Annotated in this window: 14 protein-coding genes; 8 read left to right on the forward strand and 6 right to left on the reverse strand. The window is 62.3% G+C overall.

All coding sequences use genetic code 11. The features are described from left to right. The first annotated feature begins 271 nt into the window (after positions 1-271). Together JJC00_RS14570 and JJC00_RS14575 are read left to right on the forward strand one after the other, a co-directional pair. Complete coding sequence (locus JJC00_RS14570; protein ID WP_200473235.1) at positions 272-1522, forward strand: flagellin; 1251 nt, start codon at positions 272-274, stop codon at positions 1520-1522. Positions 1523-1808: 286 nt separating this feature from the next. Continuing rightward, a complete protein-coding gene (locus tag JJC00_RS14575; RefSeq protein WP_200473236.1) occupies positions 1809-3059 on the forward strand; it encodes a flagellin in 1251 nt (416 codons plus the stop codon). A gap of 194 nt (positions 3060-3253) precedes the next feature. On the opposite strand, the gene JJC00_RS14580 is transcribed toward JJC00_RS14575, so the two are convergent. Then, a complete protein-coding gene (locus tag JJC00_RS14580; protein WP_200473237.1) occupies positions 3254-4510 on the reverse strand; it encodes a flagellin in 1257 nt (418 codons plus the stop codon). Positions 4511-4896: 386 nt separating this feature from the next. On the opposite strand from JJC00_RS14580, the gene flaF reads away from it, so the two are divergent. The 3 genes from flaF (at position 4897) to flbT (ending at position 6339) form a co-directional block, all read left to right on the forward strand. Further along, entirely contained in the window at positions 4897-5265 is a 369-nt protein-coding gene (flaF, locus tag JJC00_RS14585) for a flagellar biosynthesis regulator FlaF (protein ID WP_200473238.1), read from the forward strand. 31 nt (positions 5266-5296) lie between these two features. After that, a complete protein-coding gene (locus JJC00_RS14590; protein WP_200473239.1) occupies positions 5297-5662 on the forward strand; it encodes a hypothetical protein in 366 nt (121 codons plus the stop codon). Between the two features lie 290 nt (positions 5663-5952). Further along, positions 5953-6339, forward strand: a complete 387-nt coding sequence (gene flbT, locus JJC00_RS14595) for a flagellar biosynthesis repressor FlbT (protein WP_200473240.1) — start codon at positions 5953-5955, stop codon at positions 6337-6339. 21 nt (positions 6340-6360) lie between these two features. Here the strand turns inward: flbT and JJC00_RS14600 are convergent, their stop codons facing one another. The 4 genes from JJC00_RS14600 to JJC00_RS14615 form a co-directional block, all read right to left on the reverse strand. Next, entirely contained in the window at positions 6361-6723 is a 363-nt protein-coding gene (locus JJC00_RS14600; RefSeq protein WP_200473241.1) for a hypothetical protein, read from the reverse strand. 157 nt (positions 6724-6880) lie between these two features. Continuing rightward, on the reverse strand, positions 6881-7378 hold the full coding sequence (locus JJC00_RS14605) for a hypothetical protein (protein WP_200473242.1): 498 nt from the start codon (positions 7376-7378) through the stop codon (positions 6881-6883). 11 nt (positions 7379-7389) lie between these two features. Further along, complete coding sequence (gene flgJ / locus JJC00_RS14610; RefSeq protein ID WP_200473243.1) at positions 7390-7758, reverse strand: flagellar assembly peptidoglycan hydrolase FlgJ; 369 nt, start codon at positions 7756-7758, stop codon at positions 7390-7392. Further along, positions 7758-8894 (reverse strand): flagellar basal body P-ring protein FlgI, encoded by a 1137-nt coding sequence (locus tag JJC00_RS14615; RefSeq protein WP_200473244.1) that lies wholly within the window; start codon positions 8892-8894, stop codon positions 7758-7760. Before JJC00_RS14615 ends, flgJ begins: the two co-directional genes overlap by 1 nt. Positions 8895-9163: 269 nt before the next feature. On the opposite strand from JJC00_RS14615, the gene JJC00_RS14620 reads away from it, so the two are divergent. Further along, the gene (locus tag JJC00_RS14620; RefSeq protein ID WP_200473245.1) at positions 9164-9577 is read left to right on the forward strand and encodes a flagellar assembly protein FliX; all 414 of its coding nucleotides are present in this window, start codon (positions 9164-9166) and stop codon (positions 9575-9577) included. A 162-nt stretch (positions 9578-9739) separates the two neighbouring features. On the opposite strand, the gene JJC00_RS14625 is transcribed toward JJC00_RS14620, so the two are convergent. After that, a complete protein-coding gene (locus tag JJC00_RS14625; protein ID WP_200473246.1) occupies positions 9740-10111 on the reverse strand; it encodes a winged helix-turn-helix transcriptional regulator in 372 nt (123 codons plus the stop codon). Between the two features lie 114 nt (positions 10112-10225). Between JJC00_RS14625 and JJC00_RS14630 the strand changes: the two genes are divergently transcribed. After that, complete coding sequence (locus tag JJC00_RS14630) at positions 10226-10837, forward strand: NAD(P)-dependent oxidoreductase (protein WP_200473247.1); 612 nt, start codon at positions 10226-10228, stop codon at positions 10835-10837. A 215-nt stretch (positions 10838-11052) separates the two neighbouring features. Then, on the forward strand, positions 11053-11418 hold the full coding sequence (gene dksA, locus JJC00_RS14635) for an RNA polymerase-binding protein DksA (protein WP_008554760.1): 366 nt from the start codon (positions 11053-11055) through the stop codon (positions 11416-11418). The last annotated feature ends 73 nt before the right edge of the window (positions 11419-11491 follow it).

Consider the following 11491-nt stretch of genomic DNA (forward strand, 5'->3'; position numbering starts at 1 on the left):
CGGCTGCCGGCCGCGATTTGGCACGTGAGTGATAACTCCTGCAACCTGTTCGTTGCTCATTAACCACGATGATTGGCGTGCGATGGGCCGCCGCCGTCGACTCCATCAAGTTTTCGAACGATTTTCATCCTTCCTAAAGCATGAGTTCCGAAGCCCGCGGGGATCGGGGCATCCTATCGGTCCGATTCAGGTTTCGTTGATCAGTTGCTTCGTAGCGTCGGGGTACTCGGCCAAGAAGGCCGAAGTTGCGTAAAGCCAGAAAGGTTGTTTCATGTCTCTGTCCAACATCACGCTCTCTGCGTCGGTCCGCCAGAACCTGCTCTCGCTGCAGGGCACCGCTGATCTGCTCGCGACCACGCAGAGCCGTCTCGCCACCGGCAAGAAGGTCAACAGCGCGCTCGACAATCCGACCAACTTCTTCACCGCCGCCGGTCTCGACTCCCGCGCCAGCGACATCAGCAACTTGCTCGACAGCATCGGCAATGGCGTGCAGGTCCTGCAGGCCGCCAACACCGGCATCACCTCGCTGTCGAAGCTGGTCGATACCGCGAAGTCGATCGCCAACCAGGTGCTGCAGCAGCCCTCCGGCTACACCTCAAAGGCCACCTTCACCAGCGCCGCGCCGACCGGTGCCGGTCCGCTGTCTGTCGCGGGTACGGCAACCGATCTGACCGTCGGCGGCACGAACTCGCTGGGTGGCCAGGCCATCAAGTTCGATACGGCCGCGGGCACCACCACGATCACGCTCGGCTCCGCCGCGAACCAGGTCAACACGATCACCGGCCTCAACAGCGCGCTTTCGGCGGCGGGTATTCAGCTGACCGCAAGCGTCAACACCAACGGCTCGCTGACCTTCACCTCGTCCAACGATGCGGCATCCCAGGTCATCACCAACGGTGCTGCCTATGTCGCCCCGGCCGCCACGGCGTCGAGCTCGGTAAACATCGACACCACCAGCGGTGCAGCATTCACCGCCGGAACGATCGTCGCCGCGGTTGCCGACCCGGTGTCGCAGGCCACGCGCTCGTCGCTGGTCAGCCAGTACAACCAGATCATCACGCAGATCACCACCACGGCGCAGGACTCGTCGTTCAATGGCATCAACCTGCTGAATGGCGACTCGCTGAAGCTGGTGTTCGACGAAACCGGCAAATCGGCGACGACGATTACAGGCGTGACCTTCAATCCGGCCGGTCTCGGCCTGAAGTCGCTCACCGCCGGTAACGACTTCATCGACAACACTGCAACCAACACCGTCCTGACGGCGCTCAACACCGCCAGCGTCACGCTGCGGTCGCAGGCGTCGGCTTTCGGTGCCAACCTGTCGATCGTGCAGATTCGTCAGGACTTCAACAAGAGCCTGATCAACGTGCTGCAGACCGGTTCGTCCGCCCTGACGCTGGCCGACTCCAACGAGGAAGCGGCCAACAGCCAGGCGCTGTCGACCCGCCAGTCGATTGCGACGTCCGCGCTGTCGCTCGCCAACCAGTCGCAGCAGAGCGTTCTGCAGCTGCTGCGCTGAGCCTGGCGCAATTCTCGATCTGGAAGAGCGGCGGGGCCTCGGCCCCGCCGTTTTCTTCTCTTGCGCTGCAGTTTGTGTTTTCCGGAATCGTTCGAGGCCTGGCCCCGGGGAGGCTGCTTGACCGATCGACCGGTCTTGACCGTTTGTTAACCATAAGTTTTCGAAAGCGCCTCGGGCGTTAACCAAGACCGGCCTGCTTTATCCTTTGTTGACCATAGGGTCCCTAGGGTTTCCCCATGCGCGGCCAAGGAAGGCCCGCTGAGTTACACCAGAAAGGTCGTTTCGCATGTCTCTGTCCAACATCACGCTCTCCGCGGCGGTCCGCCAGAACCTGCTCTCGCTGCAGGGCACCGCTGATCTGCTCGCGACCACGCAGGGCCGTCTCGCCACCGGCAAGAAGGTCAACAGCGCGCTCGACAATCCGACCAACTTCTTCACCGCCGCCGGTCTCGACGCCCGCGCCAGCGACATCAGCAATTTGCTCGACAGCATCGGCAACGGCGTGCAGGTCCTGCAGGCCGCCAATACCGGCATCACCTCGCTGTCGAAGCTGGTCGATACCGCGAAGTCGATCGCCAACCAGGTGCTGCAGCAGCCCTCCGGCTACACCTCAAAGGCCACCTTCACCAGCGCCGCGCCGACCGGTGCCGGTCCGCTGTCTGTCGCGGGTACGGCAACCGATCTGACCGTTGGCGGCACGAACTCGCTGGGTGGCCAGGCCATCAAGTTCGATACGGCCGCGGGCACCACCACGATCACGCTCGGCTCCGCCGCGAACCAGGTCAACACGATCACCGGCCTCAACAGCGCGCTTTCGGCGGCGGGTATTCAGCTGATCGCAAGCATCAATACCAACGGCTCGCTGACCTTCACCTCGTCCAATGATGCGGCATCCCAGGTCATCACCAACGGTGCTGCCTATGTCGCCCCGCCCGTCACGGCGTCGACCTCGGTAAATATCGACACCACCAGCGGTGCAGCATTCACCGCCGGAACGATCGTCGCCGCAGTTGCCGACCCGGTGTCGCAGGCCACGCGCTCGTCGCTGGTCAGCCAGTACAACCAGATCATCACGCAGATCACCACCACGGCGCAGGACGCTTCGTTCAACGGCATCAACCTGCTGAATGGCGACTCGCTGAAGCTGGTGTTCGACGAAACCGGCAAGTCGACCGTGACGATTGCGGGCGTGACCTTCAATCCGAACGGTCTCGGCCTGAAGTCGCTCACCGCGGGTAGCGACTTCATCGACAACAGTGCAACCAACACCGTCCTGACGGCGCTCAACACCGCCAGCGTCACTCTGCGGTCGCAGGCGTCGGCTTTCGGCGCCAACCTGTCGATCGTGCAGATCCGCCAGGACTTCAACAAGAACATCATCAACGTGCTGCAGACCGGTTCGTCCGCCCTGACGCTGGCCGACTCCAACGAGGAAGCGGCCAACAGCCAGGCGCTGTCGACCCGCCAGTCGATTGCGACGTCCGCGCTGTCGCTCGCCAACACGTCGCAGCAGGGCGTTCTGCAGCTGCTGCGCTGAGTTCGACGGATAGCTGAAAACCAGGCGGCGGGACCTTGGTCCCGCCGCTTTTCTATTGACCGGACCAGTTTGAGAGTTGGCCAGGAATATCTCGTTGGATCGTTTCCGAGGCTGTAATGCCCGGGAATCCAGCGACGAAAAAAGCGGCAGGACAAAGCCCTGCCGCTTGTCGCGAGCGCTGCGGAGACGAGCCGTCAGCGCAAGAGCTGTAGCACACTCTGCTGCGACTGGTTCGCGAGCGACAGCGCGGAGACCCCGATCGACTGGCGGGTCGAGAGCGCCTGGCTGTTGGCCGCTTCCTGGTTGGTGTCGGCGAGCGTCAGGGCGGACGAACCGGTCTGCAGCACGTTGATAATCTGCTTCGAGAAATCCTGGCGGATCTGCACGATCGACAGGTTGGCGCCGAAGGCGGAGGCCTGCGACCGCAGCGTGGTGCTGGCGGCATTGAGCGCGGTCAGAACCTTACCGGTCAGGACGTTGTCCGTGAAATCCACGCCGGCGGTCAACTGGCTCAGGCCGAGACCGTTCGGATTGAAGGTCACGCCCGCGATCGTCAGCGTCGACTTGCCAGTCTCGTCGAAAATCATTTTCAGCGAGTTGCCATCCAGCAAGTTGACGCCATTGAAGGAGGCGTCCTGCGCCGTGGTGGTGATCTGCTGAAGGATCTGGTTGTACTGGCTGACGAGGGTCGCCCTGGCTTGCTGCGAGATCGGGTCGGGCACCGCCGCAACGACGGCACCACCTGCGCCACCGCCCGCGGCATTGCCGCTGATATTGATGGCGTCCAACGCGGCGGGAGCAGCGGGAGCGGCGGTACCCGTGATCACCTGTCCCGCACCGTCATTGGTCGACGTAAAGGTCAGACTGTCAGGGCCGGTGATTGAGCCCGCGAGGTTGACGCCCGCATCCGCCAGCGCCTGATTGAGCTGTGCCAGCGACTGGACCTGTGCGGTCTTGGTCACCGGATTGAAGCTTGACGGGGCAGTGCCGATGGTGATCGTGGCAGCAGTGCCGGCGGAATTGGTAAACGTGTAAACGCCGCCGTTGAGCTTGCTTGTCGTGAGGTCCGCGGAAGTGGCTCCGCCCGTCCCGGTGGGAGCGCCCGTGCCGGTGAACTGGATGTTTGATTTGGTGCTGTAGCCCGTGGGTTGCTGCAGCACCTGGTTGGCGATCGACTTCGCGGTATCGACCAGCTTCGTCAGCGAGGTGATGCCGGTGTTGGCGGCCTGCAGGACCTGCACGCCGTTGCCGATGCTGTCGAGCAGGTTGCTGATGTCGCTGGCGCGGGCGTCGAGACCGGCGGCGGTGAAGAAGTTGGTCGGATTGTCGAGCGCGCTGTTGACCTTCTTGCCGGTGGCGAGACGGCCCTGCGTGGTCGCGAGCAGATCAGCGGTGCCCTGCAGCGAGAGCAGGTTCTGACGGACTGCTGCGGTAAGGACGACGTCGGACATTTGAATGACTTCCCTTGTGTGCACCGCCGGCGTCCTAGTCCGGGTCAATGCGCTTGTGGTTTCAGCCTTCGCAAGAGTGAACAAAAGCTTTTAAAATATGATTAACCACTGCTTACGAAACGTGGTTAACGAGACGTTCCGATCGGCGACGGCTGGGGCAGTGCTGGACAACGCCGCGCTGCTGGCTGGGTCCTGCTTCGGCAGGCCGGTCAGCGACGATCTCAATTCGAAATCCGCCCTTGGTTCGAGCCCGAAACTCCTCTGGTTCAGATCTGATGACGCAAATTCAGTCAGCGGGTAAGTTAATCTTAATTGGCCGCCTTTAGGGGTTACTACGAGGAAGTCCGGAAGCTTGTCAGACGGAACAAGGTTTGCTGAGGTGACGAATGTCTAGTGCTGCCGCTCAAGCCTACGCGCGCGTCGCGAGTACCACCTCATCCCCGCGCGATATTGAAGCCCAGGCATTGTTGAAGGCGGCGAACAAGCTGCAAGCCATCGTATCCGACCCCGATGCGAGCTATGTGCAGATGTCCGAGGCGTTGATCTATAACCGCAAGCTCTGGACAATCTTTCTCAGCGAAGCTCAGCGCGATGGGAACCCGCAGCCAATGGATGTTCGGCAGAACATCGCCAACATCAGCATCTTCGTGCTGTCCCAGACAGCGGCGCTGCAGATCAGCCCCCAGCGGGAGCACTTCAAGCCGCTGATCGAGATAAACCGCAACATTGCAGCCGGATTGAGCGGGCGCGTCTGAGGGGACCTGCCGATTGAGGTGAATTCGGGCGATGGCCGACATCCTTAGCATTCTGAGCAACAGCTATAAGACGGCGCCAACGCCGTCGTCATCGAATGTGAAGTATGTTCCGGTCGATTCCACCCTTTATACGGGAACCTGGAAGGGGACGTACTCCACAGGCGAGAAGTTTTCGTTCACAATCTCTGACGTTCAAGGGTTTCGCGCCAAGGTCAAATACCAGAGCGGCACGGGCCCAGTTCAGTACCAGGACGTACTGATCAAGGAAAATTCCTTCCGAATCGGCGACTCCAAGTTCCTGCTGAAGAAGATCGGTCACGCGCAGATCAAGACGGTCGTCACCAATCCTGCGACCGGGGCGAACGTGCTCAACACGGCATACGCCGACCTGGTCTGATCGCGCCCGGGCTCCGCATCGCGAAGCGTTCTGGTCACCGATCTGCGTTGTCGCGCCGCGCGAGTTAATGTCTCGTTAACCAAATCCATTTACCGTTTGGCAACGGAAATCCACGCTAAGGCCGTAAGCCGACCGTTCGAAAGTAGCTCAGCCGGCCCGTGCGCAGCCGGCGGTGGGGTTCCATGCGATGAACCTGGTCAGCTCGACGGAGCAGGAGCCTTTCATTTCTCGCTTCGTCGAATGCGCCAACGCAGACGGCTTTTTTGGTATGAGCGCAGGAGGTAACAGCGATGGCGCTGAAAGTTGAACTGAAGCCCTTCGAGCGAATCATCATCGGCCAAAGCCTCATCACCAACTCCGATACGCGAACCAGGCTGTTGATCTCGGGAGAGGCGCCGATCCTGCGCGAGAAGGACCTGCTGACCGCGGAGACCGCCAATACGCCCGTGAAGCGGCTCTATCTCTGCATCCAGATGATGTATCTGGAAAACGATATTCCGAAATACCAGGAGCTCTATGTGAGCTTCGTCAAGGATCTGCTCGAGGCGGTGCCGAGCTTCAGAACGTCGATCGAGGCTGCAAGCAAGCTGATCCTGAGCGGCTCTCTGTACAATTCATTGAAGGAGATCCAGAAGCTCGTCAGACGTGAGGAGGAGTTGCTGAAGCAGAGCGTTTAGCTCTGATCAGCCTGCATGTCTTCAGGCGCTGCGGTCGGTCGACAGCGGGCGTTCTGCATCGGCCTTGCTGAGGTCGAGCGCGTGAAAATAGGCGCGGCGGCGCAGCATCGCTTCGTCCGGAAATTGCTCCACGACCCGGTCGGTCTTCTCGTTGACGACCTGGAAAACGAAGGACGCGGCGGCCTGGTTGAACACGACCTGGCGCGAAACGTTCTGGCTGTACTGCAGATCATTGCGCGCGGCCGCGCCGGCGTCGCCAGCACTGACGGCCTGGCTCACGGGCAAATCGGTCCGCACGGCGTCGTTGGCCGCCGCGCTCGACGTCGCTATGGGTAGCGTAGCGGCCGGTATCCCCACCGGCCTGATGCTGAAATCTGTGCTCATGGCAGCCTCCTGGTTGCCTCGACTGAGTCAAATCCCAACCCCTCTCAATAAGCAACCATGGAACACCAGGATTGAAGATCAGGTAAGTAAACGTGCCTAACCGCGCGACGATATCGTCGCGCGGTTTTTCCTAAAATCGTAAGCTGTTTTCGCGCGCTCAGAGCGAGCGGCTGACCGCGAGCGGCGTGATGTGACGCGGGCCGGGCGTGGCGCGACGTCCCGCCGCCGTATAGGTGTTCGGCACGTTGCGCTTCTGGATCTCGGCATTGACGCCGCGCACGACGCTTTCGGAGACCGCGTGCGCGGTCGCGAGCACTGTGAGGTTGACCTGAAGCATCGCGCGGAAGGCGTCGTGGTGTCGATGCAGCGTCGAGAGCAGCTCGGGCGCGGATTTCGCGAGTTGTGCCTGGTTCGCCTTCAACTGGCTGACGGCGCCGACGTAACGCCGCGACAGCTCCTGCTTCTGGCTTTCGAGCGCCATCGCATCGCGAACCTTGCCGGCGCGGACGAGCTCGGTCTCGCGCTCGATCAGGCCGAGCAGGGCGCTCATCGCGTCCATCAGGTCCTCTGCGAGCTTGCGTGCCACAGAGCTCTCGGGCGTGTTGTTCGGGCGCTCTGCGGGCATCGGCCGACGTGACGCGCTGAAATGGTTCATCTCGTTTGACCTTATGCCGTCCGAAGAGTGGTTTTCGCCTGCTGGATGATCAGGGTACGGTAGACGTCGCGGGCGACGCCGACGCCACCGGCGCTGGCGAAGTTCTTGGAATATTGCTCGGTCAGCATCGAGCGCCACACGCCGGTGCCCGGCGTATCGCCGAACGGGCCTTCGCCCTTCAGGCCCGAGGTCATCTGCGCGAACATGCTGTTGAGGAACATGCCCTCGAAATCGGTGGCGGTCTTCTGCGCCTTGGTCTGCACCTGTGGCGAGACCTTCTGAAGCGCGGCGGCGAGCTCGAAGTCGGGCCGCCCGTTGCGGCTCTCCACCGAGAAGGCCGGGTTGGCGACAGTGGTGGAGGTGGTCGTGTTGATGTGCATCACATCACCTCGATGTCGGCTTCGATCGCGCCGGCGGCCTTGATCGCCTGGAGGATGCTGATGAGGTCGCGCGGGCCGATGCCGAGGCCGTTGAGGCCGTCGACGAGCTGCTGCAGCGAGACGCCGTCCTTGACGAGGGCCAGCTTCCTGCCGTCCTCGGTGACGCTGACGCTGCTGCGCGGCGCGACCACGGTGCGGCCGCGCGACAGCGGGTTGGGCTGGCTGACCTGCGGGCTCTCCGAGATCGTGACCGTGAGATTGCCCTGCGCAACCGCGACGGTGGCGACGCGAACGTCGCGGCCCATCACGATGATGCCCGAGCGCTCGTCAATGATGATCTTGGCGGCGAGATCCGGATCGACCTGGAGCTGCTCGATCTCGGTGAGGAAGGCGACGACGTTGCCCTTGAACTCGGGCGGGATCGAAAGCTGCACCGTCGAGGGATCGATCGGCTCGGCGGTCTTGACGCCGAGATAGTCGTTGATCGCCGCTGCAATGCGCTTGGCGGTGGTGAAGTCGGCATTGCGCAGCGCTAGGCGCACATTGGGCAGCCGGTTGAGCGCGAATTCGATCTCGCGCTCGATGATGGCGCCGTTGGCAATACGGCCCACGGTCGGTACGCCGCGCACGATTTTCGCAGCTTCGCCCTCGGCCTGGAAGCCGGAGATCGCGAGCGAGCCTTGTGCCACCGCGTAGACGTTGCCGTCGGCACCGAGCAGGGGGGTGACGAGGAGCGTGCCGCCCTGGAGATTCTTGGCATCGCCGAGCGCGGAGACGGTGACGTCCATGCGCGTGCCTTGCGTCGCGAAGGCCGGCAGGTTGCCGGTCACCATCACGGCGGCGACATTGCCGGTGCGGATGGTGGCGCCGCGGATGTTGACGCCCATGCGCTCGAGCATCGCTTGCAGCGACTGCTTTGTGAAGGGGATGTTGTTGAGGGTATCGCCGGTGCCGTTGAGGCCGACAACGAGGCCGTAGCCGATGAGCTGGTTCTGCCGCACGCCTTCGATATTGGCGAGATCCTTGATGCGCGAGGTCGCGTTTACAGCGGCAGCCGAGAGTGCCAGCGCTGACAGCGCGGCACAGGCCACCCCAAAAACCCCGCTAAGAATCTTCACCCAACGAACGCCTGGCATCCTCTGCTCCCCGAGGCTCCTCACATCTCGGACCGACTGCGACACTCCCATGACGAGCTGGTCCGACGCTTTCCTTGCGAGCGCTGTGCCAACACGGGGCAGAGGGGTTAGGCGATTGAATAGGTTGAATAAATCTCTTCGGATCGGCGCCAGCCGGCATTCGCCCTAAGGAGCGAAACTGCCGCATCCCGGCAGATTTTGCCGGGCCGTTTACGTCCCGTTAACCATAAAGCGGCGAATGTGGCGCACCGATCACCCGGATTGCTTCGATGCGCATCTACGGACCGAATGGCACCACGCTTGGGACGCCGGCCAGCCAGGCAAGGCGAACGAGCTCCGGCACCTTCGTGCTGCCCGACACGACGTCGGCGCAGGAGACGCGCAGCGCCGCCGCACCCAAAGCTTCCGCCAACATCGATGCGCTGCTCGCACTGCAAGGCATCGAGGAAGATCCGATCGAGCGCCGCAAGCGCTCGGTCGCCCGCGGCAAGACCGCGCTCGACGTGCTCGACGATCTCAAGATGGGACTCTTGTCCGGCAATTTCGACGCGTCGACCGTGCTGCGGCTGCGCGATGCGGCCGCGAACCTGAAATCGTCCTCCGGCGATCCCGGTCTGGATTCCGTGCTCTCCGAAATCGAGCTGCGCGTCGAGGTCGAACTGGCCAAGGCCGGGCAGGCGTAGTCAGGCACAGCAGCTGTCGTCGCCGGGCTTGACCGGGCGACCCAGTATTCCAGAGATAGTCATTGTTGAACCGAGAAGCCGCGGCGTACTGGATGCCCCGGTCCAAGGCCGGGGCATTACAGCGGAGTTTGGGGTGGCGCTACGTACTCTCGCGAGAGCGCACTACGCCGCTTGCTCCTTCTGCTGCGCGTCGTAGCGGCGCTGGGCGGCGAGCACGTCTTTCAGATTCTCCTCGGCCCAATCGCGCAACGGATCAACCGCGGCGGCGAGCGTCAGGCCGAGTTGCGTGATCGAATATTCAACCGTCACCGGCACGGTCGCGATGGCGCGGCGCTTGATCAGGCCGTCGCGTTCGAGCGACTTGAGAACCTGGCTCAGCATCTTCTGCGAGATGCCTTCAATCGTGCGGCGCAACTGATTGAAGCGCATCGGCTCCTCGCGCAGCAGCAGCAGGATCAGCACGGCCCATTTGTCGCCGACGCGATCGAGGATCTGGCGCGTGGGGCAGTTCGCTGCATAGACGTCTGGCTTCATCGTCGGTCCTCATCGGTTACTCCTGCGTAATCAGGTAAGCACAAAGTGCTCTCTTAACACCAGCATCCTTTGCGATATCTAGTAACCACTAGTTACTACAAAAGGAGCCTTCCAATGAAAATCGCAGTTGCCGGCGCCTCGGGCCGGGCCGGTTCGGAGATCACCAAGGAACTGTCCCGCCGTGGCCATGGCGTTAGCGCCATTGCCCGGAACCCGGACAAGATCGCGGGCCTGCCGAACGTCACGCCGACCCAGGGCGATGTGCTCGACCAGGCCGGTCTAACCAAGCTCTGGGCAGGGCATGACGTTGCGGTGAGTTCCGTCCACTTCCTGGCGAGCGACCCGCACAAGCTGATCGGCGCGGCCAAGGACTCCAAGGTCGGTCGCTATCTGATCGTCGGCGGCGCCGGCAGTTTGGAGGTCGCTCCCGGCGTCAAACTGGTCACAACCCCTGGTTTTCCGGCCCAATACCAGGCCGAGGCGGAGGCGGGTGGGGCCTTTCTCGACCTGCTGCGGCAGGAAAAGGAACTGAACTGGACTTTCCTTTCGCCCTCGGCGCTGTTCATCGAGGGGGAGCGGACCACCAAGTTCCGGCTTGGCACCGACCAGCTTCTCGCAGATGCGAACGGCAAGAGCTGGATCAGCTTCGCCGACTACGCCATCGCACTCGCCGACGAGATCGAGAGGCCGGCCCATTTGAGGCAGCGCTTCACGGTCGGCTACTAGGCTTTTGGCCGCCCCCGGTCTCTCCAGGATAAACCTTCCTGTGCAAGGGCTTGGGGGCGGTAACCGCGCCATTAAGGAAATATTGTCTGTCACATGGGGTAGCTATATAAGCCCCGGCTCAACGGACCCCGTTCCGTTCACGAGTCGTTGCTTAAAAAGATGGGCCGCCCTTGGAAAAGTTGAAAAACTACCGACCGACCGAAAAAGAGCCTTTCATGAACGACCGGCAGAAGGAGTACTTCCGTTTGAAGCTCCTCGCCTGGAAGGATGAGATCCTCAAAGAGTCCAAGCTCACCCTGCAGGCGCTGCAGGAGGAGAACGTGAACCACCCCGATCTCGCCGATCGGGCATCGTCCGAAACCGACCGCGCCATCGAACTCCGCGCCCGCGACCGCCAGCGCAAGTTGATCGCCAAGATCGACGCCGCGCTCCAGCGTATCGAGGACAACACCTACGGCTATTGCGAGGATACCGGCGAGCCAATCTCGTTGAAGCGGCTCGAGGCCCGGCCCATCGCGACGCTCTCGGTGGAAGCTCAGGAGCGCCACGAGAAACGCGAGAAGGTCTATCGCGACGAATAGAGTCCGAGCCGCAGAGATGCGGCTCTTTGTTTTTGGGCTCACGGCGCCGCTTGAGCGCCGCCGTTTTCGCGCG

This window comes from Bradyrhizobium diazoefficiens, assembly GCF_016616885.1.
GTDB classification, from domain to species: Bacteria; Pseudomonadota; Alphaproteobacteria; order Rhizobiales; family Xanthobacteraceae; genus Bradyrhizobium; species Bradyrhizobium diazoefficiens_F.

Coding starts and splice junctions, on each gene's coding strand:
- JJC00_RS14620 (WP_200473245.1), top strand. CDS start 9,164: ATGCGCATCTACGGACCGAATGGCACCACGCTTGGGACGCCGGCCAGC.
- JJC00_RS14570 (WP_200473235.1), top strand. CDS start 272: ATGTCTCTGTCCAACATCACGCTCTCTGCGTCGGTCCGCCAGAACCTG.
- flgJ (WP_200473243.1), bottom strand. CDS start 7,758: ATGCACATCAACACGACCACCTCCACCACTGTCGCCAACCCGGCCTTC.
- JJC00_RS14605 (WP_200473242.1), bottom strand. CDS start 7,378: ATGAACCATTTCAGCGCGTCACGTCGGCCGATGCCCGCAGAGCGCCCG.
- JJC00_RS14625 (WP_200473246.1), bottom strand. CDS start 10,111: ATGAAGCCAGACGTCTATGCAGCGAACTGCCCCACGCGCCAGATCCTC.
- JJC00_RS14590 (WP_200473239.1), top strand. CDS start 5,297: ATGGCCGACATCCTTAGCATTCTGAGCAACAGCTATAAGACGGCGCCA.
- dksA (WP_008554760.1), top strand. CDS start 11,053: ATGAACGACCGGCAGAAGGAGTACTTCCGTTTGAAGCTCCTCGCCTGG.
- JJC00_RS14600 (WP_200473241.1), bottom strand. CDS start 6,723: ATGAGCACAGATTTCAGCATCAGGCCGGTGGGGATACCGGCCGCTACG.
- JJC00_RS14580 (WP_200473237.1), bottom strand. CDS start 4,510: ATGTCCGACGTCGTCCTTACCGCAGCAGTCCGTCAGAACCTGCTCTCG.
- flbT (WP_200473240.1), top strand. CDS start 5,953: ATGGCGCTGAAAGTTGAACTGAAGCCCTTCGAGCGAATCATCATCGGC.
- JJC00_RS14630 (WP_200473247.1), top strand. CDS start 10,226: ATGAAAATCGCAGTTGCCGGCGCCTCGGGCCGGGCCGGTTCGGAGATC.
- flaF (WP_200473238.1), top strand. CDS start 4,897: ATGTCTAGTGCTGCCGCTCAAGCCTACGCGCGCGTCGCGAGTACCACC.
- JJC00_RS14575 (WP_200473236.1), top strand. CDS start 1,809: ATGTCTCTGTCCAACATCACGCTCTCCGCGGCGGTCCGCCAGAACCTG.
- JJC00_RS14615 (WP_200473244.1), bottom strand. CDS start 8,894: ATGCCAGGCGTTCGTTGGGTGAAGATTCTTAGCGGGGTTTTTGGGGTG.